Origin of the sequence: Bradyrhizobium sp. CCBAU 53421, assembly GCF_015291625.1 — a bacterium.
Taxonomy (GTDB): Bacteria; Pseudomonadota; Alphaproteobacteria; order Rhizobiales; family Xanthobacteraceae; genus Bradyrhizobium.
Genome location: NZ_CP030047.1, coordinates 4,822,728 through 4,847,433, shown reverse-complemented (window position 1 = coordinate 4,847,433; position 24,706 = coordinate 4,822,728). Strand labels below are relative to the sequence as shown.

Annotated in this window: 25 protein-coding genes; 5 read left to right on the top strand and 20 right to left on the bottom strand. The window is 64.1% G+C overall.

The window, feature by feature from the left end; genetic code table 11:
- Positions 1–75: 75 nt before the first annotated feature.
- From rseP to dnaE, 10 genes are all read right to left on the bottom strand, one after another.
- Positions 76–1,227 carry an RIP metalloprotease RseP gene (gene rseP / locus XH92_RS23180; protein ID WP_194454171.1) on the bottom strand — a complete coding sequence of 384 codons (1,152 nt, stop codon included), beginning with the start codon at positions 1,225–1,227 and terminating at the stop codon, positions 76–78.
- Between the two features lie 44 nt (positions 1,228–1,271).
- Positions 1,272–2,498: a 1-deoxy-D-xylulose-5-phosphate reductoisomerase gene (gene dxr / locus XH92_RS23175; protein WP_194454170.1), complete on the bottom strand. Its 1,227-nt coding sequence runs from the start codon at positions 2,496–2,498 to the stop codon at positions 1,272–1,274.
- 4 nt (positions 2,499–2,502) lie between these two features.
- Positions 2,503–3,375: a phosphatidate cytidylyltransferase gene (locus tag XH92_RS23170; protein ID WP_194454169.1), complete on the bottom strand. Its 873-nt coding sequence runs from the start codon at positions 3,373–3,375 to the stop codon at positions 2,503–2,505.
- A complete protein-coding gene (locus XH92_RS23165) occupies positions 3,372–4,130 on the bottom strand; it encodes an isoprenyl transferase (RefSeq protein WP_194454168.1) in 759 nt (252 codons plus the stop codon). Before XH92_RS23165 ends, XH92_RS23170 begins: the two co-directional genes overlap by 4 nt.
- 20 nt (positions 4,131–4,150) lie before the next feature.
- Complete coding sequence (frr, locus tag XH92_RS23160; RefSeq protein WP_194454167.1) at positions 4,151–4,714, bottom strand: ribosome recycling factor; 564 nt, start codon at positions 4,712–4,714, stop codon at positions 4,151–4,153.
- A gap of 73 nt (positions 4,715–4,787) precedes the next feature.
- Entirely contained in the window at positions 4,788–5,504 is a 717-nt protein-coding gene (pyrH, locus tag XH92_RS23155; protein ID WP_194454166.1) for a UMP kinase, read from the bottom strand.
- Between the two features lie 69 nt (positions 5,505–5,573).
- The gene (tsf, locus tag XH92_RS23150) at positions 5,574–6,497 is read right to left on the bottom strand and encodes a translation elongation factor Ts (protein ID WP_194454165.1); all 924 of its coding nucleotides are present in this window, start codon (positions 6,495–6,497) and stop codon (positions 5,574–5,576) included.
- Between the two features lie 127 nt (positions 6,498–6,624).
- Positions 6,625–7,617 carry a 30S ribosomal protein S2 gene (locus tag XH92_RS23145; protein ID WP_194454164.1) on the bottom strand — a complete coding sequence of 331 codons (993 nt, stop codon included), beginning with the start codon at positions 7,615–7,617 and terminating at the stop codon, positions 6,625–6,627.
- A gap of 237 nt (positions 7,618–7,854) precedes the next feature.
- On the bottom strand, positions 7,855–8,382 hold the full coding sequence (locus tag XH92_RS23140; RefSeq protein ID WP_194454163.1) for a DUF2846 domain-containing protein: 528 nt from the start codon (positions 8,380–8,382) through the stop codon (positions 7,855–7,857).
- Positions 8,383–8,492: 110 nt separating this feature from the next.
- Positions 8,493–12,017: a DNA polymerase III subunit alpha gene (gene dnaE / locus XH92_RS23135; RefSeq protein ID WP_194454162.1), complete on the bottom strand. Its 3,525-nt coding sequence runs from the start codon at positions 12,015–12,017 to the stop codon at positions 8,493–8,495.
- A 618-nt stretch (positions 12,018–12,635) separates the two neighbouring features.
- Between dnaE and XH92_RS23130 the strand changes: the two genes are divergently transcribed.
- Positions 12,636–12,806, top strand: a complete 171-nt coding sequence (locus XH92_RS23130) for a hypothetical protein (protein WP_194454161.1) — start codon at positions 12,636–12,638, stop codon at positions 12,804–12,806.
- Positions 12,807–12,821: 15 nt separating this feature from the next.
- Here XH92_RS23130 and XH92_RS23125 read toward each other — a convergent pair whose 3' ends face one another.
- Entirely contained in the window at positions 12,822–13,031 is a 210-nt protein-coding gene (locus XH92_RS23125; protein ID WP_194461391.1) for a GDCCVxC domain-containing (seleno)protein, read from the bottom strand.
- 179 nt (positions 13,032–13,210) lie between these two features.
- On the bottom strand, positions 13,211–13,945 hold the full coding sequence (locus XH92_RS23120; protein WP_194454160.1) for an outer membrane protein: 735 nt from the start codon (positions 13,943–13,945) through the stop codon (positions 13,211–13,213).
- A gap of 294 nt (positions 13,946–14,239) precedes the next feature.
- Here XH92_RS23120 and XH92_RS23115 point away from each other — a divergent pair, with 294 nt between their 5' ends.
- On the top strand, positions 14,240–14,536 hold the full coding sequence (locus XH92_RS23115) for a DUF3551 domain-containing protein (RefSeq protein WP_246787581.1): 297 nt from the start codon (positions 14,240–14,242) through the stop codon (positions 14,534–14,536).
- Between the two features lie 107 nt (positions 14,537–14,643).
- On the top strand, positions 14,644–14,925 hold the full coding sequence (locus XH92_RS23110; protein ID WP_194454158.1) for a DUF3551 domain-containing protein: 282 nt from the start codon (positions 14,644–14,646) through the stop codon (positions 14,923–14,925).
- 102 nt (positions 14,926–15,027) lie between these two features.
- On the opposite strand, the gene XH92_RS23105 is transcribed toward XH92_RS23110, so the two are convergent.
- From XH92_RS23105 to XH92_RS23070, 8 genes are all read right to left on the bottom strand, one after another.
- Positions 15,028–15,726: an ABC transporter ATP-binding protein gene (locus tag XH92_RS23105; RefSeq protein WP_194454157.1), complete on the bottom strand. Its 699-nt coding sequence runs from the start codon at positions 15,724–15,726 to the stop codon at positions 15,028–15,030.
- A gap of 8 nt (positions 15,727–15,734) precedes the next feature.
- Positions 15,735–17,015: a lipoprotein-releasing ABC transporter permease subunit gene (locus XH92_RS23100; protein WP_194454156.1), complete on the bottom strand. Its 1,281-nt coding sequence runs from the start codon at positions 17,013–17,015 to the stop codon at positions 15,735–15,737.
- A 71-nt stretch (positions 17,016–17,086) separates the two neighbouring features.
- Complete coding sequence (proS, locus tag XH92_RS23095; protein WP_194454155.1) at positions 17,087–18,406, bottom strand: proline--tRNA ligase; 1,320 nt, start codon at positions 18,404–18,406, stop codon at positions 17,087–17,089.
- A gap of 164 nt (positions 18,407–18,570) precedes the next feature.
- Positions 18,571–20,124: a CopD family protein gene (locus XH92_RS23090; RefSeq protein WP_246787580.1), complete on the bottom strand. Its 1,554-nt coding sequence runs from the start codon at positions 20,122–20,124 to the stop codon at positions 18,571–18,573.
- Between the two features lie 27 nt (positions 20,125–20,151).
- Complete coding sequence (locus XH92_RS23085; protein WP_194454153.1) at positions 20,152–20,679, bottom strand: YcnI family protein; 528 nt, start codon at positions 20,677–20,679, stop codon at positions 20,152–20,154.
- Between the two features lie 7 nt (positions 20,680–20,686).
- Entirely contained in the window at positions 20,687–21,208 is a 522-nt protein-coding gene (locus XH92_RS23080; protein WP_194454152.1) for a copper chaperone PCu(A)C, read from the bottom strand.
- Positions 21,205–22,233 carry a TonB-dependent receptor plug domain-containing protein gene (locus tag XH92_RS23075; RefSeq protein ID WP_194454151.1) on the bottom strand — a complete coding sequence of 343 codons (1,029 nt, stop codon included), beginning with the start codon at positions 22,231–22,233 and terminating at the stop codon, positions 21,205–21,207. The genes XH92_RS23080 and XH92_RS23075 overlap by 4 nt, the downstream gene beginning before the upstream one ends.
- A gap of 83 nt (positions 22,234–22,316) precedes the next feature.
- Complete coding sequence (locus XH92_RS23070) at positions 22,317–22,688, bottom strand: DUF2946 domain-containing protein (RefSeq protein ID WP_194454150.1); 372 nt, start codon at positions 22,686–22,688, stop codon at positions 22,317–22,319.
- Positions 22,689–23,146: 458 nt separating this feature from the next.
- Here XH92_RS23070 and XH92_RS23065 point away from each other — a divergent pair, with 458 nt between their 5' ends.
- Entirely contained in the window at positions 23,147–23,572 is a 426-nt protein-coding gene (locus tag XH92_RS23065; protein WP_194454149.1) for a globin, read from the top strand.
- Positions 23,573–23,661: 89 nt separating this feature from the next.
- Entirely contained in the window at positions 23,662–24,699 is a 1,038-nt protein-coding gene (locus tag XH92_RS23060) for a sugar ABC transporter substrate-binding protein (protein ID WP_194454148.1), read from the top strand.
- Positions 24,700–24,706: the final 7 nt, after the last annotated feature.

Genomic DNA, 24,706 nt, shown 5'->3' with positions numbered 1-24,706 from the left:
AACTTACTACAGCCGAACATTTCCATTTTCATACCAAGACGTTGCCCATCGGCAACGCCACAGAAAAGCCCGGTTTCAAGACCCGGCGATTCTGAGGATGTCGTTATACGTCGCAAACACCATCAGCATCAGAACCAAACCCAGCCCGATTCGGAAACCCATCTCCTGCGTCCGCTCCGACAGCGGGCGTCCACGGAGCGCTTCCGCGCTGTAGAACAAGAGGTGTCCGCCATCCAAAAGCGGGATCGGAAACAGGTTCAACAGCCCGATCGAAACCGAGAGGATGGCGCAAAGATTGATAACGAACTGGAACCCGGCGCTCGCGGCCTGGCCCGAAAGCTTCGCGATTCCAATGACCCCGCTCACCTCCGCCGGATTGCCGGTCCCGACGAACAGCGACCCGAGGAACTTGAATGTGCTGGAGATAATGTACCAGACCTGCTCGACGCCGATCTTCATGGCTTCCAGCACGCCGACCGGAGCGCTGGATGCTTCGCCGACCTGAGCCTTGTGCTCGATTCCGAGCACGCCGATTCGGTGGGCATTGCCGAAGGGGTCTTTGACCTCCTTCAGCGCAGGCGTCGCCTTCAGCGCAACAATCGCGCCATCCCGCTTCACTTTGAAGCCAAGTTCTGAACCAGCATTCGAAGCTACGATCCGCTGCATGTCGGCAAAGCTCTGGATCGCGCTGCCGTCGATATCAACGACGACATCACCGATCTTGAAGCCGGCATTCGCCGCGACGCTTTCGGCGACCAGGCCGTCAACCCGGGCGATCGTGCTGGGTTTGCCGTAATAGAGCGCCATGCCCGCGAAAATCAGGGCGCCGAGGATGAAGTTCGCCACCGGACCGGCCGCGACGATCGCGGTGCGCTTGCCAACCGTCTTGTGATGGAAGCTGCCTTCGCGCTCCTCCGCCGTCATGGCGGCGAGCGTCTCCGTCGACGGCGTCGATGCCTCGCTGTCGTCGCCGAAGAACTTGACGTAACCGCCGAGCGGAATCGCGGAGATCTTCCAGCGCGTGCCATGCCGGTCGTTGAAGCCGGCAAGCTCCGGCCCGAACCCGAGCGAGAACGTCAACACCTTCACGCCGGCCCAGCGCGCGACCAGGAAATGGCCAAGCTCGTGAAAGAAAACGACGATGGTCAGGACGAAGAGAAAGGGAACGATGTAGCCGAGGAGCCCATGGCTCAACGCATTGATACTATGAAGAAAATACTCGGGCATCCGAATTCCCCTCGACAAGAGCCATAGGCTCCGTCCCCAACCCTCTAGGTTGCCTTTAAGGCAATTTGAGGCAATAGGGCGGCAGCTTTATTTCGCGCGATATGGTCAACGGAAATCGCATCATCCGCCGAGTGCAGTGGTGGCTGATTCCCGGACCTGATCCAATCGTTCATCGTCGCCTCGACCAGCCGGGCGATCGCACCGAACTTGATCTTGCCGGCGATAAACGCGGCGACCGCGATCTCGTTCGCGGCGTTGTAGACCGTCGTCGCGCCATGCCCGCGCCGCAACGCCTCGTAAGCCAGCCGCAATCCCGGGAAACGCTGGAAGTCCGGCGCCTCGAAGGTGAGCTGTCCGATCTTGGCGAGATCGAGCTTGGCGGACGGGCCGACGACGCGGTCGGGCCAGCCGAGGCAATGCGCGATCGGGATCCGCATGTCGGGCGTGCCGAGCTGGGCGACCACCGAGCGGTCGGAGAACTCGACCATGCCGTGGATGATCGACTGCGGGTGCACCAGCACGTCGATCTCGTCGGGCGCCAGGGCGAACAGATAGGACGCCTCGATCACCTCAAGGCCCTTGTTCATCATCGAGGCGGAATCGATTGTGATTTTCTGCCCCATGCTCCAGTTGGGATGCTTCAGCGCCTGTTCCAGCGTCGCCTGCTCGATGTCGGCGGGAGCCCAGGTACGGAACGGCCCGCCGGATGCAGTGATAATGACCCGCGTCAGTTCCTCGCGGTTGCCGGAGGCCAGCGCCTGGAACAGCGCATTGTGCTCGGAGTCCGCTGGCAGAATGCAGGCGCCGGCCTTCTTGGCCCGCTCCATGAAGATATCGCCGGCACAGACCAAACATTCCTTGTTGGCGAGCGCGACGGTTGCACCGCGATCGACCGCGGCAAGCGCCGGCTTCAATCCGGCGGCGCCGCTGACCGCCGCCATCACCCAATCGGCCGGCCGCGCGGCCGCCTCGATGATGGCGCTCTCCCCGGCCCCGCACTCGACCCTGGTTCCAGCCAGCGCGTCCTTCAATTCGGAAAGCTTCGCCGGATCGGCGATGGCGGCAAACCGCGCACCGAACTCCTTGGCGAGATTGGCCAGGCCCTCGACATTGCTGTTCGCGGTGAGCGCCTCGACCTGGTAGCGGTCGCGCGCGCCACGCAGCAGATCCATCGTGCTGTCGCCGATCGAGCCGGTGGCACCGAGGACGGTCACGGTCCGCGCGGCCGATGCCGCCACGGCCTTGTTGTTACGCAACGGAACTGCGCTCATCTCATCACCAAACCATAAGACCGCGTCCGACGCCATCGGCGCCACCACGGAGAAAGCCGAAAATCGCCGCCACAATGACGGCCGCGACGAAGCCGTCCAGGCGATCCAAGAGGCCGCCATGGCCGGGAATTATGTGGCTCGAATCCTTCACCCCGAACCGCCGCTTCACCGCGGATTCGAAGAGATCGCCGAGTTGCGAGACCACCGACAACACGGCTCCGAGCATGAGCAGCGGCCCGGCCGTGCCGATCTCGAAGGCGGCAAAGCAGGCCGCGACGAGCAGGCTCGCAACGAAACCGCCGGCCGCGCCGGCCCATGTCTTCTTCGGGCTGATCCGCACCCAAAGCTTTGGTCCGCCGATGCTGCGGCCCGCGAAATAGCCGCCGATATCGGTGACCCACACGACCAGCAACACGAACATCAGCGCGGCAAAGCCCTTCGCCGGATCGAGCCGCAGCAGCACCGACGCGATCTCCGCGGCTGCGGCATAGAGCAGTCCTGCGATTGCCCAGTTGCGCCGCACGCCCGAGGTCAGCGCCACAACAACCGCACCGACGCCGAGAACCACCAGCGCCGCATCGATGCGGCCCGCCATCAGGCCAAATCCGGCGAGCAACAGCGCGACGATACCGGGCACCATGACGCGGAACTCGCGTCCGAGTCCGGTGACCATCAGCCATTCCGCGAACAATCCAATAGCCGCCAGCGTCACCAGCAGCGACCAGGCGATGCCGCCGAGATAAGCCAGAGCGATCGCGACCGGCGCCAGCACCAGCGCCGCAACCACGCGCATCGCGAGGTTGCGCGACCCCTGCTCGCCTGCTGCCGTCGGCGACTGCTCGCTTGCTGCCGCCGGTGCGGCTTCGCCCTCGCTCACGAGCCGGTTTTCGCGGCGAGGCCGCCGAACCGGCGCTCACGCTTGCCGTATTCCGCAATCGCGCCCTCGAGCGCCGCCTTGTCGAAATCCGGCCAGTGAATCGGCACGAACACCAGCTCGCTATAGGCGGCCTGCCACATCAGGAAGTTCGACAGCCGCTGTTCGCCGCTGGTGCGGATGATCAGATCCGGGTCCGGAATGTCGGGCGCATCGAGATATTGCCCGAGCGTGTCGGCATCGATGGAGCTGGCGTCGCGTTTGCCGTCGGCGACCTCGCGCGCAAGGCGCCGCGCGGCGGCAGCGATCTCCGCCCGCGAACCGTAGTTGAAGGCAACAACGAGGTTGAGCTTGACGTTGTTCCTCGTCAGCTCCTCGGCCTCGTTGAGCAGCGCGCAGATATCGGGGTCGAGCCCGGCGCGCTCGCCGATCACGCGCACCCGCACGCCGTCGCGGTGCAGCGTCGCCAGATCGTTACGAATGAAGCGGCGCAGCAGGCCGAACAGATCGCCGATCTCGCTGGCCGGCCGCGACCAGTTTTCCGAGCTGAACGAAAAGATCGTGAGGTAGACGATGCCGAGTTCATGGGCCGCACGCACCACGCGGCGCAGCGCCTCGACGCCGCGGCGATGGCCCTCGACGCGCGGCAGGCCGCGCGAAGCGGCCCAGCGCCCGTTGCCGTCCATGATAACAGCCACATGCAACGGACTGCCGGAGCGATCCGGTCCGTCAGTTGCTGGGGCGGCGGCATTCGACATCGGCTCGTTCCCGTGGGCCTTCAGACCGTCAGGATTTCCTTTTCCTTGGCGGCAAGCAGCTGGTCGACTTCGGCGATCACGCCGTCCGTCGCCTTCTGCACCTCGTTCGACAGGCGCTCCTGATCGTCCTCGGAGATCTCGTGATTCTTCTCGAGCTTCTTGATCACGTCGAGGCCGTCGCGGCGCACGTGGCGTACCGCGACCTTGGCCGCTTCGGCGTATTTGTGCGCGACCTTGACGAGCTCCTTGCGGCGCTCCTCGTTGAGTTCGGGAATCCGCAAGCGCAGCACCTGACCTTCGGTTGCCGGCGAAAGGCCGAGGTTGGAGTCGACGATCGCCTTCTCCACGGCCTTCACCATCGTCTTGTCCCAGACCTGCACTGACAGCAGGCGCGGCTCGGGCACGCTGATGGTCGCAACCTGGTTGAGCGGCATATGCGAGCCGTAAGCCTCGACCTGGAGCGGCTCCAGCATGGAGGCCGCGGCACGGCCGGTACGCAGACCGCCGAGCTCGTGCTTGAGCGATTGTGTGGCGCCCTGCATGCGGCGCTTCACGTCGTTGATGTCAAAACCAGCTGCGGCCATGACGCTTCTCCCTTCACTAGAAACCGGCTGTCGACGCCCTCGGGTCCAAGGTCTGGACCCGCAGGCGCGGCAATCAGCCGGCGACGACCGTGCCGTGTCCGGACCCGCGCAGAATCGCACCGATCGAACCGGGCTCCGCGATCGAGAACACGATGATAGGCAGCGACGTCTCGCGGGCAAGTGCGAAAGCGGTCGCGTCCATGACCTTGTAGCCGCCCTCGATGGCCTGCGAATGCGTCAGGCGGTCGAAGCGCTTGGCCTTGGGGTCCTTCTTCGGATCGGCGCTGTAGACGCCGTCGACATTGGTGGCTTTCAGCACCGCCTGCGCACCGATCTCCGCCGCGCGCAGCACGGCGGTGGTGTCGGTGGTGAAGAACGGGTTGCCGGTTCCGCCGCCGAGCAGGACGATGCGTCCCTCGGCAAGATATTTGTGCGCCGCACTACGGGTGAACAGCTCGGAAATCTCCGGCATCACGAAGGCCGACAGGGTCCGCGCCGGGCTTCCCTTGCGCTCGATCGCCGCTTCGAGCGCGAGGCAGTTCATCATGGTGGCAAGCATGCCCATGGTGTCGCCGGTCGGCCGGGACACGCCGCGCGAGGACACCTCGACGCCGCGGACGATGTTGCCGCCGCCGATCACGACGGCGACCTCGATGCCGAGCTTGCGGGCCGCGATCAGGTCGTCGGCGATGCGATCCACCGTCGGTTGATCGATACCGAACCCGTGGGAGCCGGCCAGATATTCGCCGGACAGCTTGATCACCACGCGACGATAGATCGGCTCGGCCATGATGCGATCGCTTTCTTATCCCGCGCAGGCAGGCCTCCGGCGCGTACGCCGGACGCCTGGTGTCAGCGGTTACTTCTTGCCGCTGGCGGCCGCGACTTCGGCGGCGAAGTCGCTTTCCTGCTTCTCGATTCCCTCACCGAGAGCATAGTTCACAAAGCCAGCGATTTTGATCGGCCCGCCGACCTTACCCTCAGCTTCCTTCACCGCCTGGGCAACCGACTTGCCGCTGTCGTGGATAAAGGCCTGATCGAGCAGGCAGACTTCCTTGTAATAGGTCTTCAGGCCGGAATCGACGATCTTCTCGATGACGTTCTCCGGCTTGCCCTGCTGGCGGTACTTGTCGGCCAGCACGTCCTTCTCGCGCTTGACGGTTTCCGGGTCGAGCCCGGCCGGATCGAGCGCCAGGGGCTTTGCCGCCGCGACGTGCATGGCGAGCTGGCGGCCGAGCACCGCGAGCTCGTCGGTCTTGCCGGCGGACTCCAGCGCCACGATCACGCCGATCTTGCCGGCGCCCTCGACGACGGCGTTGTGGACGTAGCTCGACACCACGCCCTTGCTCACCTCGAGCGAAGCGGCGCGGCGCAGCGTCATGTTCTCGCCGATGGTCGCGATGGCGTCGGAAATTGCGGTCTCGACGGTGACGTCGCCGACCTTGGCCGCCTTGATCGTCTCGACGTTGGCGCCGTTATGCAGCGCGACCTGCGCGATCATCTTGACCAGGCCCTGGAACTGCTCGTTGCGCGCAACGAAGTCGGTCTCGGAATTGACCTCGACCAGCACGCCCTTGGTGCCGGAGGTCAGCGCGCCGATCAGGCCCTCGGCCGCCACGCGGCCGGCCTTCTTGGCGGCCTTCGACAGACCCTTCTTGCGCAGCCAATCCTGCGCGGCCTGCATGTCGCCGTTGTTCTCGGTCAGCGCCGCCTTGCAATCCATCATGCCCGCGCCGGTCGATTCGCGGAGATCCTTGACCATCGCTGCTGTGATCGTTGCCATCGTTCAATGTCCTTCTTGCCTGTACAGAAACCGCGGCGCCCGATGGCGCCGCTGTCAGCGACAGGGAAATCGTTGTTCGTGGAATAGAAGCGGCGGCCGGGCGAGGCCCGGCCACGCCGCGTAACTTTTATTCCGCTTCGGCGAGCGTCTTGGCCTGGGCGACCCAGGCGTCGGCACGGCTCGGCAGACCGACTTCTTCGCCGATCTTGTGCGCGGTGTCGTGGTCGAGCTCGGCGAGCTGCCAGTAGTGGAAGATGCCGAGGTCGTTGAGCTTCTTCTCGATCGCACCGGACACGCCGGTGAGCTTCTTGAGGTTGTCGGCGGTGCCGCGCGGACCAGCGAGGCCCTGGAAGCCGGACGGCGCAGCCGCCGGGAGGTCTTCCTGCACGGGCGCAGCCGACGCACCGATGTCGATCCCGGAATCGCCCTGAGCACGCGAGATGCCGTCGATGGCGGCGCGCGCCACGAGATCGCAATACAGCGAGATCGCGCGACCGGCGTCGTCATTGCCCGGCACCACATAGGTGATGCCCTTGGGGTCCGAATTGGTGTCGACGATCGCGGCGACCGGGATGTTGAGCCGCTGGGCTTCCTGGATCGCGATGTCTTCCTTGTTGGTGTCGATCACGAAGATCATGTCGGGAAGACCGCCCATGTCCTTGATGCCGCCGAGCGAACGGTCGAGCTTGTCGCGCTCGCGCTGCAGCGTCAGCCGCTCCTTCTTGGTGTAGGAGCTGGCTTCGCCCGACGACAGCACGTCGTCGAGATGGCGCAGGCGCTTGATCGAGGCCGAGATCGTCTTCCAGTTGGTCAGCGTGCCGCCGAGCCAGCGCGAGTTGACGAAATACTGGGCCGAACGCTTGGCCGCATCGGCAACACCGTCCTGGGCCGAGCGCTTGGTGCCGACGAACAGGATGCGGCCGCCCTTGGCGACGGTATCGCTGACCGCCTGCAGGGCACGGTGCAGCATCGGCACGGTCTGCGCGAGGTCGATGATGTGGATGTTGTTGCGGGCGCCGAAGATGTAATCCTGCATCTTCGGGTTCCAGCGGTGGGCCTGGTGGCCAAAGTGAACGCCAGCTTCCAAAAGCTGACGCATGTTGAATTCGGGCAGCGACATAGATCTAATTCTCCGGTTGGTTCCTCCGGAAACGTGTGAGCAAACGCGCCTGAATGGCCCGGTTGCCACCGGACGGCCTTTGAGAGCCATGTTTCCGTGTGAGATGGCGCGCTATATAGCGCGATTTACGCCAGAAGCAAGGAAATACGGCCGGTTTTGCCGGCGCTTCCGGGCCTTCGTCCCCCAAAACCAGCTCGTTTCGGCCCGGATTGGCCCGATCTGGCCCGGCAGGGCGCCCTACTGCACCAATTGCAGGTCCGCGAGCGTGGCGCGGGCGGTCGGCTCGTCCAGGGCAACGAGATCGGCAGGTCCGGGATTGCCGGCGTTCGCGGTTGCGGCCGAGGCGACGACTGCACCGACCAAACCTCCCACCATCGTCACCCCCGTGACGGAATCATGCCGCTCGCTCGATCTCACCAGAAAGAAATAAGTGCGGCCCGGCTCGGTTGCGAAGTTGTGGGTGGTGTCGCCGGGAAACATCACCTCGCTCGCGACCAGTTGATGCCGGCCGGCGGGGCGATCGGCGAACGCGTAGGTCCCGAACGAAACCTTGCCGATGGGCTCGCCGTCGAGCTTCATGTCGCAGGCGCAAATCGCCATGCTCAGACCCTTGCGTTTCTCCTGCAACACGACGATGCGGGACTGTCCCGGCTTCGGCGGCCCGACCTTCTGTGAGATCGCCGCATAGTCGGTGCCGACACCATCGCTCACGCAACCCGACACCATCAACACACCGGCCAGCAAGGCCGCGTAACGTCCAAACATCCCGCCCCCGAAATTCCCAGCAGGGGTGACCATAGAAAGAAGCACGGTGTGGTTGCAATAGTGCTTAAGCCGAAGCCACCCGCTTTCCGCTGCGTCGGCGCGATCGTCGTTTACAGCGTCTGCACGTCGACCACGCCCGCGACCGCCTTGATCGCGCCGGCAATCTGCGGCGAGACCTTGTAGCGGCCGGGCAGCTTCATCTCGACCTCGGTCTCGAGGTCCAGCATCATCACCAGCGAGACGTCGCCATCGGCGCCGGCCGCGGGCGGCGGCGCGGCGGCTTGCTTCACGACCGGCGCCTTTGCGGGCGCGCCCGGCGCCGGCGCGGCTTCCGGCATGTTGAGCCGGCGCGCAATCGACTCTAGCGGCTTGGTGTCGCGCACGAAGATCCGCAGGCCCTTCTGCGTCTTGGCCGCAGCGTGATCCAGCGGCTCGGCGTGCAGCACCCTCGCCCGCACGTCCTCGCCCTGCAGCTCGGCGCCGAGCTGCAACAGCACCGCCGCCCCGGGCTCCAGCACGTCGCGGTATTGCGCGAGGCCCTCGGAGAACAAGACCGCCTCGAAATGGCCGGTCGGATCCGACAGGCCCATGATGCCCATCTTGTTGCCGGTCTTGGTGCGCCTCTCCATGCGCGACACCACGGTTGCCGCGACCTTGCCCGCCGTGGCGCCGGTCTTCACCGCGCGCGAGAATTCCGCCCAGGATTGCACGCGCAGCCGCTTCAGCGCGGTCGCGTAGTCGTCGAGCGGATGCCCCGACAGGAAGAAGCCGATCGCATCATATTCGCGCCGCAGCCGGTCCGCGGGCAGCCATGGTTCGACCTGCGGCAGCGTGATGCTGGGCGCATCCGGCGCACTGCCGAACATGTCGTTCTGGCCCGAGGTCGCCGCCTCGTGGCTGCGCTGACATGCGGCGAGGATCGCGTCGGCGCCAGCGAAGACGCGGGCCCGGTTCGGGTCCAGCGTGTCGAAGGCGCCGGCCGCAGCCAGGCTCTCGATGATCCGCTTGTTGACCGCGCGCGGGCTCACCCTTGCGGCGAAATCGGCCAGCGAGGTGAAGGCGCCCTTCTTGTTGCGCTCCTCGATGATCTGCTCCACCGCCTGGATGCCGACACCCTTCAGCGCGGCGAGCGCGTAGTAGATCGTGTTGCCGCTGACCTCGAAGGTCGGCCCGGAGCGATTGATGTTGGGCGCCTCGACCTTGATGCCGAGCCGCTGCGCCTCGGAGCGGAATTCAGAGAGCTTGTCGGTGTTGTTGAGTTCGAGCGTCATCGACGCCGCGAGGAACTCGACCGGGTAGTGCGCCTTCATATAGGCGGTGTGGTACGACACCAGCGCATAGGCCGCCGCGTGGCTCTTGTTGAAGCCGTAGTCGGCGAACTTGGCGAGCAGCTCGAAGATCGTTTCCGCCTGCCCCTTCGACACGCCGTTCTTCATCGCGCCGGCGACGAAGATGTCGCGCTGCTTGTCCATCTCGGCGCGGATCTTCTTGCCCATCGCGCGGCGCAGCAGGTCGGCCTGGCCGAGCGAGTAACCCGCCATCTGCTGCGCGATCTGCATCACCTGTTCCTGGTAGATGATGACGCCGAACGTCTCCTTCAGGATCGGCTCCAGGATCGGATGCAGATATTCCGACTCCTCGTCGCCGTGCTTGCGCGCGCAATAGGTCGGGATGTTGGCCATCGGGCCCGGTCGATACAGCGCTACCAGCGCGATGATGTCCTCGAAGCGGTCCGGCCGCATGTCGATCAGCGCGCGCCGCATGCCCTGGCTTTCCACCTGGAACACGCCGACGACGTCGCCCCTCGCCAGCATCTGGTAGCTCGGCGCATCATCGATCGGCAGCGTCGCGAGGTCGACATGGACGTCGCGCTGCTTGAGCAGCTTCACCGCGACGTCGAGCACCGTCAGCGTCTTCAATCCGAGGAAGTCGAACTTCACGAGGCCGGCGGGCTCGACCCATTTCATGTTGAACTGGGTGACCGGCATGTCGGATTTCGGATCGCGGTACATCGGCACCAGCTCGCTCAGCGGCCGGTCACCGATCACGATGCCTGCCGCGTGGGTCGAGGCGTGGCGCGTCAACCCCTCGAGGCGCTGCGCGATGTCGAACGCACGCGCGACCACAGGATCCTCGTCGCGGAACGCCTGCAGCTTGGGCTCACCCTCGATCGCCTGCGCCAGCGTCACGGGCGCCGCAGGATTCTGCGGCACCAGCTTGGTCAGCTTGTCGACCTGGCCGTACGGCATCTGCAGCACGCGCCCGACGTCACGCAGCACGCCGCGCGCCTGCAGCGTACCGAAAGTGATGATCTGCGCGACCTGGTCGCGGCCGTAGCGCTCCTGCACATACTGGATCACCTCGCCGCGGCGGTCCTGGCAGAAGTCGATGTCGAAGTCCGGCATCGAGACGCGTTCCGGATTGAGGAAGCGTTCGAACAGCAGCGCGAAGCGCATCGGATCGAGGTCGGTGATGGTGAGCACCCAGGCGACCAGCGAGCCGGCGCCCGAGCCGCGGCCCGGTCCGACCGGAATGCCCTGCGCCTTGGCCCATTTGATGAAGTCCGAGACGATCAGGAAGTAGCCCGCATATTTCATGCGGGTGATGACGTCGAGCTCGAAGGCGAGCCGCTTGGCGTAATCCTCCTCGGTCATGCCCGGCGACAGACCGTGCACCCGCAGGCGATTGGCGAGCCCCTCCTCGGCCTGGCGCTTCAGCTCGGCGGCTTCGTCCGCGGCGGCATCGGCACTGGCGGCGCCACCAACCGTGAAGAACGGCAGGATCGGCTTGCGAGTCTTCGGGCGGAACGAGCAACGCTCGGCGATCTCGACCGTCGATGCCAGCGCCTCCGGAATGTCGGCGAACAGCACCGCCATTTCCGCGCGGGTCTTGAAGCGGTGATCCGGGGTCAGTTGTTCGCGGTTGGTCTCGGCGATCAAATGGCCGCCGGCGATGCACAGCAGCGCATCATGCGATTCGTAGTCGTCGCTGCTGGCGAAATACGGCTCGTTGGTCGCAACCAGCGGCAGGCCCTTGCTATAGGCGAGATCGATCAGGCCGCCTTCGGTGCGGCGCTCCTTGTCGATGCCGTGCCGTTGCAATTCGATGTAGAGACGATCGCCGAACAGGCTCGCCAACCGGTCGCAGCGGGTCGCCGCCAGCGCGGCCTGCTCGGCGCGCAGCGCCAGCGCGATCGGCCCGTCGGGACCCCCGGTCAGCGCGATCAGGTCCTCAGCATTATCGGTTAGCCAGTCGAGCTTGATGTGCGGGGTCTGGTTGACCGGTGTCTCCAGGAACGCCCGCGAGTTCAGCCGCATCAGGTTCTGGTAGCCGCGGTCGCGCGCCGCCAGCAGCACGATTCGCGCCGGCCCCGTCGTCGCAAGAATGCTCCGCGTATTGGGGTCGACGTCGCCGAAATCCACCGCCAGCTCGCAGCCGACGATCGGCTGGATGCCGTAGCCCGCCATCTTGTCGGAGAATTCCAGCGCCCCGAACATGTTATCGGTATCGGTGAGCGCCAGCGCCGGCTGGCGGTCGGCCTTGGCGAGCTCGCCGAGCTTGGCGATCTTGATCGAGCCCTTCAGCAGCGAATAGGCGGAATGAACGTGAAGATGAACGAATCCGGCATTCGGCATGGCTGCTTACGGGGTCTTTCGAAGTCAGGGATGGAGCGAGTGCCAAGGCCGCAGCTCGAAAGCATCGGACCCGACTCGCACTCCCATCGTGGGGCCTCGGCCCTACCAAGTCCACGCCGAAGGCGGCGCGGCGGCAGCTCCTCCTGCTTATCCCCAGCAGCAACCGATGCCCCTGCGCCCCATGGGCAGATTCTCAGAACTGGGTGATCAGCTGGGCCCAAACCGCGATCATCCCGACGAACAGCGTGATCGATGCCAGCGCTGCAGCTTCCTGCACGAAAATCTTCAACATGGCCGCTCTCCCTGAACTGGAACGTATGCAGAACATTGTTCCTTTTTTGTTCTATGAGTCAAGCAGCGCTGGTGAGTCAGTTTGAACCCCGAGCCCCGAAACAACGAGCTTGGTTAACTGCGCGGCCGATCGGATCAGCCGTAAGGCTGATGTCAGCTGGAAATGTTTAGATACGTGGGCAACATGGACGAGACAGTTACCGCCCGGCGGCCTAGCGGCTGCCGGGCGTTGTTCCGGCCGGAGACCATTTCTTCAGCAGCCAGCCCTGCGATTTCCCTCTGATCCATTCAAGCGAGGCGCCCCTGACGCCCGCCAGCGCAGAAAAGATGTCCAAGCGACAGCAGGCTGTCGTCAGGCACATCAAGGCCGAATGCAAGGCGAAGGCGGCTCAACAGGCCAAGGGCTACGGCTCCGTCGAAAGGTGGCGCGCATATTCGGACTGCATCAACGATGCATCCAAGACCAACGCCGGGCTCGACTTCGCTGATTTCGATTAGAGCGCGCGTGGCTCGTCACCGGCAACAATTCCCGACCTGCATCGGCGGGCATGGCACGGTTCCATACGAGCAATAGACGCAGCAATCTCCTGCTTTCGGCTTCAGCCGGATGCCGCATCCCTTGCAATCATAGAAGAACTGGCAGGCGTCGGTCGGCATCGTCTCGGCAGACACATGGCCGCAGCTTGGGCACGTCAGTTCGGAGATCAGCCGTGGTTCCGTCATGCCGCCGATCATGCGCCATTGCTCGTCGCCGGGAAACCCCTGCCCGACCGAACTGCTAACCCGGTGAGCCACAGAAAGCCCGCGGCCGCCTTCACCGCCTACGATGAAATCGGCCAGACCAACAAAAAACCCCGGGCCGAAGCCCGGGGTTTTCGATGCTGCTTGGATCAAGCGAGCGATCAGTAACGCGCGATGATCGGGCCACCGAACTTGTAGTTCAGACGGCCGAGGACCATGTCGGTGTCGCCACCGGTGTGGAAGCCAGCCACCGCAACACCGGCGGGGGTGACGAAGGTCGCACCGTGGGTGTCTTCGAAGATGTGGTTGTATTCGACGCCGAGCGACCAGCCCTGAGCGAAGGCGAATTCGAGGCCAACGCCGACCGTCGGGCTCCAACGGGTGTCGAAGCCGGTCTGGGACGCCAGCGCGCCGCCGGGTGCCAGGAACTGGTAGTTGCGATCGGTGACCGCAGCACCGCCCTTGGCGTACAGCAGGACGTTGTTCCAGGCGTAGCCGATCTGACCGGTGAACAGGCCGAAGGCATCGGTCTTCGAGCGAACGGTGCCGCCCGGGACGAGCAGGTTGCCGGTGCTGCCGGTGAAGTCAGCCCAGTTGCCCTGAGCTTCCAGACCCCAGACCCAGCCGCCGGTCTGCCAGCGGTAGCCGATCTGGCCGCCGACGGTGCCGCCGTTGGCATCGTAGCTGCCAGCCTGGCCGATACCGTCGACCGAACGGTTGTCGTGGCTCTGGCCCCAACCACCGTTGATACCGATGTAGAAGCCGGTCCAATCATACACAGCGGCAACCATGGGCGGCGGAGCCTTGGTGTAAGGGCGAGCCGCGAGGTCAGCCGCAGAGGCAGCGGTCGCGCTGAGCGCGAGCATGCTGGCGGTGACAAGCAAAATCTTTTTCATTTTCCCGTTCCAACTTTTTCTACAGGCCCCCAAGGCCGCGAGACACCGTCATAGCAGCCCTCATCGGAATTGCTGTAACTTCGCTGCAACAGGCAGGCCCAAACGACTTCGCTCAAATTTGAAGTTAATACTGCGTTACAAGCGCTTCCTGGAACTTTTGCCACATAGCCGCCGCACAATTTTCACAATTCGGAACTGCCCGCGCAACTGCGTGTAAGATCGTGTTGACCGGAACCGGCTTGTCCGATTTGGATCGTCACCGAGATCGAATCCTCGCAGCGATAAGGAATGCACATGCGGACGATGATTCTTGCTGCCGCGGCGTCTGTAGTCGCGCTCGCTGCGCTTGGTACGGCGCCGTCGCATGCCGTCGGCGTACGCTACCCGTTCTGCATCCAGGGCGACCGCTATCCCGGTCTCAGCAACTGCTCATATCCGTCCTACGAGGCGTGCCTGGCCACCGCCTCGGGCATCGGCCAGAACTGCATCGCCAACCCCTATTATGCCGGCGACAACGACCCGCGCTCGTATCTGCATATCCCCCCGCGGGACCGCCGCGAGGGCAATTTCTTCGATCTGTTCATTCACTGACGCCCGCCCGGCGCGGAAACGTGAGTTGATCACTTCCCCACGCAGGCGCCTATTCGGCGGCACGTTCTGCGCGAGCGTTGCCGGCGCCAGACCGACTGGAGCTTCTGATGCGCAACCTGATTCTGGCACTGGTTCCGGCGATCTTGGCGCTCAGTACCATCGCGACTGCGCCAGCAAACGCCCAGAAGTACTATTCGACCTCGCCGGTCTGCAAGACCAACTACCGATGGGGTGGTGAGGATACCGACTGCGGCTACACGTCACTGGAGCAGTGCCGCGCCTCGGCGTCCGGCTTGGCGGCGATGTGCATCAACAATCCCTATTATGCCGGGCCGCCGACCGACCGTCGGCCGAGCCAGCCTGGCAGACGGTCTCGCCCGCTCTATTGAGGGTACAAGCCCTTTCAGCTCCGATTGAAGCAGGGCGGAAAAGCCACCAGATTCTTTCGCTTAGCGCGCGTTCTTCACGTGAACCACGACCCGTTTCGCCCGCTATTCGAGCTCGACGACCTGCCCGTTCGACAACGACACCCGGCGATCCATCCGCGCGGCGAGGTCCATGTTGTGGGTTGCGATCAGCATCGCGACCCGGGTCGCCTTCACGAGCTGCATCAGCGCGTTGAAAACATGATCGGCCGTTCCCGGATCCAGATTCCCGGTCGGCTCGTCCGCAAACAGCACCCGCGGTGCGTTGGCGACTGCGCGCGCGATCGCCACCCGCTGCTGTTCGCCGCCCGAGAGCTCGGCGGGACGATGGGTGATGCGATCACCAAGCCCGAGATAGGCCAGGATCTCGGTCGCCCGTTTCACGGTCTCGGATCGCTTGAGACCCCGAATCATCTGCGGCAGCATGACGTTCTCGAGTGCCGAGAACTCCGGCAGCAGCCGGTGGGATTGATAGACGAAGCCGATATCGGAGCGACGAATCTGGGTGCGGTCAACGTCCGACATCTGCGAGGTCGGCGTGCCCGCCACATAGACCTCGCCGTCGTCGGGGCTCTCCAGCAGGCCCGCGATGTGCAACAGCGTCGACTTGCCGGATCCGGACGGTGCCACCAGCGCCACCGATTGACCGGGCCACAGCGCGAGCTTGGCGCCGTTCAGGACCGTCAGCGTCGCCTCACCCTGCCTGTATTCCCGCTTGATATCATGAAGATAGACGACCGGTACGTCTTCCGCCCCCTCAGCCATGTGCGCTCCTATTCGTACCGGAGCGCTTCGACCGGATCGAGGCGCGCCGCGCGCCACGACGGGTAGAGCGTCGCGAGGAAGGACAATGTCAGCGCCATGATCACGACAGCGAGCGTCTCGCCGAAATCGATTTCAGCAGGCAGCTTCGACAGGAAATAGAGCGTGGGATCGAACAATTCCGTGTTGGTGAGCCACGACAGGAATTGCCTGATGGTCTCGATGTTGAAGCAGATCAGCAGGCCGACCAGCAGACCGACCAAGGTCCCGACCACGCCGATCGATGCACCGGTGATCAGGAATATCCGCATGATCGAGCCCTGCGAGGCGCCCATGGTACGCAGGATCGCGATGTCCTGGCCCTTGTCCTTCACCAGCATGATCAGTCCGGAGACGATGTTGAGCGCCGCGACCAGCACGATCATGGTCAGGATCAGGAACATCACGTTGCGTTCGACCTGAAGCGCGTTGAAAAAGGTCGAATTGCGCTGCCGCCAGTCGACCAGGAAGACCGGCCGGCCGGCCGCCTCCGTCACCAGCTTGCGAAAGGTTTCGATCTTGTCCGGATTGGTGGTGAACACCTCGATCGAGGACACGTCGTTGTTGCGGTTGAAATACGCCTGCGCCTCGGTCAGCGGCATGAACACGAAGGTCGAATCGTACTCCGACATGCCGATCTCGAACACCGCGGTGATCTTGTAGGGCTTGATGCGCGGCGTGGTGCCCATCGGCGTCACCGCCCCCTTCGGCGAGACCAGCGTGATCATGTCGCCGGCATGCAGCGAAAGCTGGTCGGCGAGGCGGCGGCCGATCGCAACGCCCTGCCCCTCATCGAAGCCCTCGAGCGTGCCCTGCTTGATGTTCTTGGCGATCGAGGTGAGGTTGTTGAGGTCGTCGGCGCGAATACCGCGGATGAAGACGCCGGCGGCGTTGAACGGCGATGATCCCAGCCCCTGCCCGTCCACGACAGGCGCGGCGAGACGAATGCCCTGCACCTGGCTGATGCGATCGGCGACATCCTTCCAGTCGGTCAGCGGCGATTCCAGCGGCTGCACGAGAATATGTCCATTGAGGCCGAGGATCTTGTCGAGCAATTCCTTGCGGAAACCGTTCATGACGGCCATCACCACGATCAGCGTGGCAACGCCAAGCATGATGCCGAGGAACGAGAAACCGGCGATGACCGAGATGAATCCTTCCTTGCGGCGCGCGCGCAGATAGCGTCCGGACAGCAGCCATTCGAATGGCGCAAAAGGCGGGGTACGGACTGGCTCGTTCATGGTCTCATCCATCTCTCGATAATCCCATGATTCGGGCCAAATGTGGCCGGATTACCCCGCCGATCGCACGGCGTGAATAAACTTTAACCCGCGAGCTTCGCGACCACGTCGGCGGGGCTCATGTTCTCGCGCGAACCGTCGCTGCGGCGCTTCACCTCGACCTTGCCTTCCGCAAGCCCCTTCGGTCCGACCAGAATCTGCCAGGGGATTCCGATCAGATCGGCCGCCGCGAACTTGGCGCCGGCGCGCTGATCGGTGTCGTCGTAAAGCACGTCGACGCCCTTCGCCGAGAGCTCGCGATAAAGCTGCTCGCAGGCGCCGTCGACCGCGGCATCGCCCTGCTTGAGGTTGAGGATCGCGGCACGGAACGGCGCGACCGCCTCGGGCCACTTGATGCCCGCGTCATCATGACAGGCCTCGATGATCGCGCCGACCAGACGCGATACGCCGACACCGTAGGAGCCGCCATGGATCGGCACGTCGACGCCATCGGGACCCGCCACCATCGCCTTCATGGTGTCGGAATATTTGGTGCCGAAATAGAAGATCTGGCCGACCTCGATGCCGCGGGTGTTCAGCCGCTTCGCTTCGGGCACTTCCTGCTCGAAGCGCGCAGCCTCATGCACGTCCTCGGTCGCAGCATAGACCGAGGTCCACTGTTTGATGATCGGCGTCAAGTCACCGTCATAATCGACGTCCTCGCCCGGCACCGGCAGGTCCAGCACATCACGATTGATGAAGACGCCGGACTCGCCGGTGTCGGCGAGCACGATGAATTCGTGGCTGAGGTCGCCGCCGATCGGGCCGGTCTCGGCCCGCATCGGGATCGCCTTCAGGCCCATCCGCGCAAAGGTGCGCAAATAGGCCACAAACATCTTGTTGTAAGAGCGCCGCGCGCCGGCCTCGTCGAGGTCGAACGAATAGGCATCCTTCATCAGGAATTCGCGGCCGCGCATCACGCCGAAACGCGGACGCTGCTCGTCACGGAACTTCCACTGGATGTGGTAGAGGTTCAGCGGCAGGTTCTTGTAGGACTTGATGTAGGAGCGGAAGATCTCGGTGATCATTTCCTCGTTGGTCGGCCCGTACAGGAGCTCGCGCTTGTGACGATCGAGGATGCGCAGCATCTCCGGGCCATAGGCGTCGTAGCGGCCGCTTTCGCGCCAGAGATCGGCAAGCTGCAGCGTCGGCATCAAGAGCTCGAGCGCACCCGCGCGATCCTGCTCCTCGCGAACGATCTGCTCGATCTTCTTCAGCACCCGGAAGCCGAGCGGCAGCCAAGCATAGATGCCGGCCGCCTCCTGCCGCATCATGCCCGCGCGCAGCATCAGCCGATGCGAGACGATCTCCGCCTCTTTCGGGTTTTCTTTCAGGATGGGCAGGAAAAACCGCGACAATCGCATGGCGTTACTCGGGAATCAGGAAAGCGTGGGAAGAGCTGCAGTGAAACCGGATCGGCTGTGAAAACACAAGGCCGCCAGATGACAAAAACCCTTCAAATCAGGCGATTTTCGGCCATTTGAACGAATTGCGTCCTGACAACCTGCCCGGCGCGCTGATCGTGCGTTTACCTGACCTCGAAATCGTCTTCCAGCGTCACTTTCTTGAAATCGGTCACCAGGGCATCGATCTGCATGTGCCAGCGGCCCGGGATCGGCAATGGCACCTTCTTCACGTGCCAATAGCCGTCGGGACCCAGCGCGGCACTGCGTTCCAGCGGCTCGATGCCGCGATCCGGCAGGCTCAGCGTCAGCGTCGCCTCCTTGGCCGCGAACGGGCTGGCATCGCCGTTCATCAGCTGCAGCACGAAATCGTTCTGCCCGACCTTGCCCGGCGCGATCAGCACCTGGAACATCGCGGCATCGGTGTGGATGTGGACCGCGAGCGGGACATCGTCAGACATTGCCAGCACGCGCGGCGGCGGCGTGAAGCGCCATAGCGCGACGAGACCGAGGATGGCGATCATGAGCACGAACTCGAGCGCGATCGAGCGCTGCAGCGGCCGCGTGCGGTGAAATTCGCGCGCGATGGCCGGCGTGAACACCAAGCGGTTCAGCGCAGCGAATGTGAGCAACAGCGACACCAGCACGAGTTTCGCGAGGAGGATGTTGCCATAGCCGGTGTCGATCAGCGCGCCAAAGCTTTCGAGCTGAACAACGGCAAGTGCGAGGCCCGACAGAGCGATCAGCGCGACGACCGGCACCGCGAGCATCGAAAAGCGCCGGAGCACCCGCAGCAGCGAATCCTTGCGTTGCCAGGCGAGCACGGCCAGCGGCGCGAGCGCGCCCATCCAGAACGCCAGACCAGCGCCGTGGATGAACAGCGCGCTCCGCGTCAGCCATTGCGGAGAGGCCGTGGCGGCATGGCCGCTCACCGCGAACGACAGCCCGACGCAGATCATGGCGATCGCGGTGCGTATGAACGCCGCGCTGAATGACGGACTGCGCCAGGCAATCGCCGCGATCAGCATTGCAACAATCGCCAGCAGCAGCGCAGGAAACAGGCTGGTGCCGGCGGCACTTGCCCACGCCGCCCATGTCAGGACGCCGGTGATCGGCAAGTTCAGCAGGTCGACGCCCTGCAGGCCAAGCGAGGCGATCGCGCCGATGAGGCCGATCTTGAGCGACCACATGATCAGCCGCTCGCCGGCCGGGCCCTGCCCGATCCACGCAGCAAAGAACACGCCTCCGACGCCGGCAAACAGCCCGAGATAGAGCCCGAGCCGCGCCAGCCAGATCAGCGTGTGCAGCAGCCCCTCGCCGGACGGCGCCGCCGAGCCCGTGACGACGCCAATCGAGAACAGCAGCGAACCCGCAACCGGATGGCCGTCCTGCGACACCACACGATAGCTGACCACCTGCGTGCCCTGGGGCAGGTCCGCAGGCAGGGTCACCATCACCGATTGATCGACGGCGCGGATCGCGACGTCGCGCGGCTTGCCCGCAGCGTCAAGCAGGCTGACCGCGGTCGGCGCCACCGCTTCGTTGAAGCGGAGCACCACCGTCTTCGGTGCCTCCGTGACCACGCTGCCATCGGCAGGCTCAGCGGCAATCAGGACGGCATGCGCATGGGCCGAGGTCGCAAGACACAGCGCCAGCAGCAGCGCCACGAGACTCGCCACAACATGACTTGCGACCGGCCGCACGGCTTACGACTTCGGCAGCAGCTTGACGCCGGGCGCCGGCGTCTTGCTGCCGCGGTCGTGCCCGCCGCCCTGCCCCTCGGCCGGAACGTCGATCCAGCGGCTGACGCCCTGTTCGCATTCCTGGACGACGGGAAAATACAACGTGGTGTTCGGCTTCAGCGTATCGGTCAGGAATGTCTGCATCACGAACTCGTCGTAGTTCTGGTCGGAGAGCTTGCCACCGCTCCAGGCGACTTCCTTCACGCCCTCGGACAGCTTGGCGCCGTGAAAGTCGTATTGGGTGGCGTATTTGCCGGTGACCGTATCGAGAGACCAGCCGGGCTTCGGCATCGGCTTGACCCCGATCACACCTTCCGGAATCTGCACGCGGATCTTGATCGTCGCCGATCCCGCGCAGCCATGCGGCACGGCGAAGACCGCCTTGTAGTACGAACCGACCGGCGCCTGCTTTCCTTCGAGCGTGACATGGGCGACCGCGGGCGACGCCGCAAGCAGCGCCGCTGCGGCAATGAGGAGCGTGTTCGATCGCATGGCTTCCTCACATCTTCTTCATGTCCATGTGACCGGAATGGTCGCCATGGCCGGAGTGATCACCGCTGCCGGGGGCTTGCGCGCCGACGGCCTGCACATCCAGCGAGACCGCGACCTTGCCGGCCTTCTCGAACTCGAGCGTGACCGGCACCTTGTCGCCCTGCTTCAGCGGGTTCTTCAGGTCGAACATCATCAAATGATAGCCGCCGGGCGCGAGCTTCACGGTCTTGCCCGGATCGATGGTCAGACCTTTATCGAGCGCGCGCATCTTCATCACGCCGTTGTCCATCGACATCTCGTGGACCTCGACCTTGCCGGCGACGTCGGCGGAGCCTGACACCAACCGGTCGGGCGTCGTCCCCTTGTTCTCGATCGTCAGATAGCCGCCGCCGATCTTGGCACCGTTCGGCGTCGCGCGCGTCCACGCTTGCGTGATCACGAGGTCGCCGGCCTTGATGTCTTCGGCCGCGGCGGGCGCGATCAGCGCGAGCGTGACGATTGCAGCAAGCCCAGCCAGTGTTTTTCTCATGTTGAAGCTCCTTTGTGTTGTTGCCGGCAGGCGGCAGGCTCAGAAGGTGTATTTCCCGGCCAGAACAAAGGTTCTGCCCGGGAAGGGGTGGAATAGGAAACATTGCACGTTGAAGAGATGCCGAAGTCGAACGCGAAATTTGCCGTCGCGTTGTAGTGGATCTTCATGTCGACGACGAAGAAATTGTCGAACGCGCCATAGACGTGGGAGATCACATCCACGTTGTTGAGGGTCGAATACAGCTTGCCATCGCGCTTGCCGGCGGCCGCGCTGGTCTGGCTGGTCGCATAGGTGTCCTTGGTGCCGTACTGGCTCCACGGCATCACCGAGACCGTCTCATTGGCCACGGCAAACGGCTTGTCGGGCATCTTCGAGGAGATCAGCAGCACGCCGCCGATCGAGTTGCCGGGGTACGCCGCGGCGAACGGGCCGTTCAGGTAATCGATCCGGCCGATCGCCTCCGGCGAGATCAGGTTCCACTTCGGCGAGGCGCTGGTGTTGTTGTTGCCGATCAGCGCCGACACCAGCAGATCGTCGTAGTAGATCAGTGAGCGCGCGCTCGAATTGACGCCCCAGCTGCGGGTCGCCAGCACGGCCTGAGTGTCTCCGTCGTTGCGCTTCCGCACGAACAGGCTCGGCATGTATTTGACCGCGTCCTCGGGGTCTTTGAGGTTGACGGTCTCGTCGACCTGCCGGGCGGTGATGCTGAAGGCCTTCTCCGGCAGCTGGAACCGGGCCACGGCCGGCGGCGTCCCGAGCGATGCGTTGGCGCCCTCCCCCGGCGTGGTGACGACCACGACCGGCCGGTTCGCCGCGGCCGACGGCACGGCCCGCCGCCGGACAGCGACGGCAGCACGATTGACCGGCTTGGGCGCGGCCGGCCTCGCCGGCTGCGGCACCTCGACGGTGACGGGTGGCAGCACCGCCTGGCCGCCACTCTGCGCGTACGCCATGTCGGCCGACGCCAGTAACGCGGCCTGGATGGCTGCAATGCTCACGCCACGGGTGGCATGAAACCGGAACATGGGTGAATCCCGACACCGGCGCTCCGGCCGGCTTGCTCATGAGCACTCGCCGGCGCGCAAACGCACCAGCAGCGGCAATCTCGTCAGGAAAACAGCGGCGGTGCGCGCGCTTGTGCCGACAGGCCAGCCGGCGAACAACCAAGTTCGGAGGCGAAATCGAGCCAGGCGATGCGCGTTGAAGGTCGCTCGACGGCGTGAGCCGCGATCTCCGGGTTATCAACGGGCGCACCGGTTTGCAGCACGCTGCATGCGGAGCAACAACCGTCATGGGCATCATGCCCGGTCTGGTCACCCTTCCCGGAGCCGGAGCCGGCATTGCCGTGGCAGATGGTGGCGGCCGCGCGTGGGTCGGACGCGGCAAGGCTCGCCACCCAGCAGGCCCCGATCGGTGCAAAAATCTGCACCAGCAGGGCAACCAGGACTATGGGCAGAAAATTCTTCAGCCGCCGACGCATCGCAAAACCATCCGGATCGGAACTAACCACCACAGGCGTTGGAAGTCGAGATCATCGGCCTCGCTCCTTTCTTCCGGCTGACGGAAATAGCCGGGCGTGACACTTGCGTCATAGCCACACCACCAGCCCTTCGTATCCCCTTAACCCGTCACGTGTTTTCAGCTCACTTTCGCAACCGCCGGTGGCGCCATCCCAATCATTTCGCAAATTGCTCGAAATTTGAACAATCGTTGCCGAAAATGATGACAAGGCTGGAAAGATAGTCTACCAATTCGGGCTCAGGCCAGCCGCGAGGTGTGTCCTGGTGGTCCAAGTCTCGGGAGGAGCCCGACGCGCACAAGCAGCGTCACCCCATCAATCAAGATCAAATCGAATTTTTGGGGCAAATAGGGTCGACACAATTTTTGGAGCAGGGCTTGGAGCCCTGCTCTTTTTTTGTGTGATGATCGCATCGTGCAATGACCTCATCATCGAATCCAATCGAACGTAGTTTCGAACTCGCAGCAGCGGCTTGCGATGATCTGGCACCACGCGTGTACCAGCGCCTGTTTCGCGAACGTCCCGAAGCGCAGGCGATGTTTCGCACCGAAGGCAGCGAGCCGGTGAAAGGCTCGATGCTGGCACTGACCATCGAGGCCATCCTCGATTTCGCAGGCGAGCGTCGTGGACATTTTCGCCTGATCGAATCCGAAGTGTTCTCCCACGACGCCTATGGCACGCCGCGCGAACTGTTCGTGGCGTTCTTCGCGGTGATCGCGGACTGTTTGCGCGACATTCTCGGCGAGCAATGGTCCACGGAGATCGATGCTGCGTGGCACAAGCTGCTTCGCGACATCGAGGCAATCGTGCTGCAACAGAAACATCTCGTGGACGACAGGGCGTAGCGCCACCGTCCCGATTGTGACACACTCGCTTTATCCGCGGCGCGTGCAACTGACGCCGACGGAGAGAAAAAATGAAGAGGGAGCAAGCAATGCCAGAGACCGACAAGGGGATGGACAAGGCGTCGACGACGCGGCGCGACCTTCTACAGATGGCGGCGGCAGGTGGCGCTGCGGCCGGCCTGTTCGGCGGAATGGGCGTGACGACGTCCGCGCTCGCAGCCGAAATGGGACGTTCGGAAAAGCCGCTGAAGGCCGCATTCTCCAACGCCGGCCTGCAAGCGACATGGTGTGCGCAGGGAAAGCAGGCCGCCGAGTTCTGGGGCAAGCTGTTCAACGTCGAGGTCACCTGGTTCGACGGCCAGCTCGATGCCGTCAAGCAGCGCGCCGCGATCGATAACATGGCCTCGCAGAAATGGGACTTCGTCGCGATCCAGGCATTCGGGATCGGCACGTTGACCCAGCCGGTGCAGAAGATGATCGACGCCGGCACCCCCGTGATCGACATGGACACGCTGATTGCACCGCTCGACCAGATCAACGTCCATTCGTTCCTGGCACCCGACAACGAGTTCATGGGCGCCTCGGTGACGCAGGCGCTGTGCAACGCGATCGGTGGCAAGGGCAAGGTCATCATGACCCAGGGCGCGCTCGGCCACACCGGCGCGCAAGGCCGCGCCAAGGGCTTCAACTCCGTCGTGAAGCAGTTCCCGAACATCGAGGTGCTGGATACCCAGCCCGCCGACTGGGACGTCTCCAAGACCGCCCGGCTCTGGGAAACCTATCTGACGAAATATTCGCAGATCGACGCCGCGTTCTTCCACAATGACGACATGGCGCTCGCCGCCTACAACATCATGAAGGCGCGCAACCGCACCAACATCCTGATCGGCGGTGTCGACGCCATGCCGCCGGCGATCCAGGCGGTCAGCGAAGGCCGCATGTTCGCCACCGTCCGCAATCCGTCCTGCCGCATCCATGGCGGTGCGATCGTGGCGGGCGTCGCCGCCGTGGTCGGCGGCGAGAAGAGTGGCCAGGGCATTCCGAAGAACGTCGTGACCGATGGTCCCGTCGTGACCAAGGCCAACGCCGCCGGCATGCAATGGATGGAGGATCACTTCCTGATCTGAGCGGTCC